The organism is Humibacter ginsengisoli (genome assembly GCF_054780095.1).
In genome coordinates, this window is record NZ_BAAGWZ010000015.1 from 1 (window position 1) to 1,189 (window position 1,189).

Consider the following 1,189-nt stretch of genomic DNA (forward strand, 5'->3'; position numbering starts at 1 on the left):
GATCGTTGGGTGGCCGCCGGATGCGCCGCGCGGGTCGGTCACGACGTTCTGCGCCGAGCACGGGATCTCCCGGGAGACGTTCTATGCGATCCGGAAACGGGCAGCGGAGGACGGGCCGGCGGCGGCGTTGGAGCCTCGGTCGAGGCGGCCGTGCAGCAGCCCGTCGCGGATCACCGACGAGGTCGTGCAACGGGCCATCGGAGTGCGTGCGGCGTTAGAGGCCTCCGGACTCGACCATGGCCCGATCAGTGTTCACGAGAAGATGCGCTCGCTCGGGATGGACCCGGTGCCCTCGACGGCGTCGTTGTCGCGGATCTTCCGCGATCAGGGTGTCGCCCGGTTGGAGCCGAAGAAGAAGCCGAGGGCGTCGTATCGCCGGTTCGTGTATCCGGCGCCGAACGCGTGCTGGCAGCTGGATGCCACCGAATACGTCCTCACCGGTGGTCGTAAGTGCGTGATCTTCCAGCTCATCGACGACCATTCCCGGCTCGCGATCGCCTCCCACGTGTCCTGGGGTGAGACCTCCGAGGGAGCGATCGCGGTGGTCAGCAAAGGCATCGCCGCCCACGGTGTCCCGCAACGACTGCTCTCCGACAACGGCGCCGCGTTGAACCCCTCCCGTCGCGGAGTGCTGGGCCAGCTGGTCGCCTACCTGCGTTCGCTCGGCGTCGAGCCGATCACCGGGAAACCCTACAAACCCACCACCCAGGGCAAGAACGAACGCTTCCACCAGACCCTGTTCCGTTACCTCGACAAGCAACCCCTCGCGGAGTCGCTGGAGCAGTTGCAGGTCCAGGTCGACGCGTTCGATGTGATCTATAACACCGAGCGCCCGCATCAAGGGTTGCCCGGACGGGTCACTCCGGCACAGGCATGGGCGGCGACACCGGTGATCGAGCCGCCAAGGCCGATCCCGCAGCCGGCCGCCCCGGTCGGGGACGACGGGGTGCGCATGACGCGGATCCGCGACAACGGCACCGTCTATGCCCGCGGCACCAAGTTCCAAGTCAGCCGCACCCTCGCCGGAGCCATCGCCTACCGCGTCGAGGAGAACGACCGACTGCTGATCTTCGACGCCCTAGGCACCTTCCTGGCCGAGTATCCATGGCCCGCCCCAGGCACCAAATACGTCGGCAGCGGCAAACCCCGAGGACCCAAAGGCCCCCGCAAAAATCCAGAACCGTCAGAG

General features: G+C 67.2%; 1 protein-coding gene. It reads left to right on the forward strand.

The features are described from left to right. Position 1: 1 nt before the first annotated feature. A partial coding sequence (locus tag ACYVI5_RS18865) for an integrase core domain-containing protein (protein WP_460581598.1) occupies positions 2-1,189 on the forward strand: 1,188 nt, incomplete at its 3' end.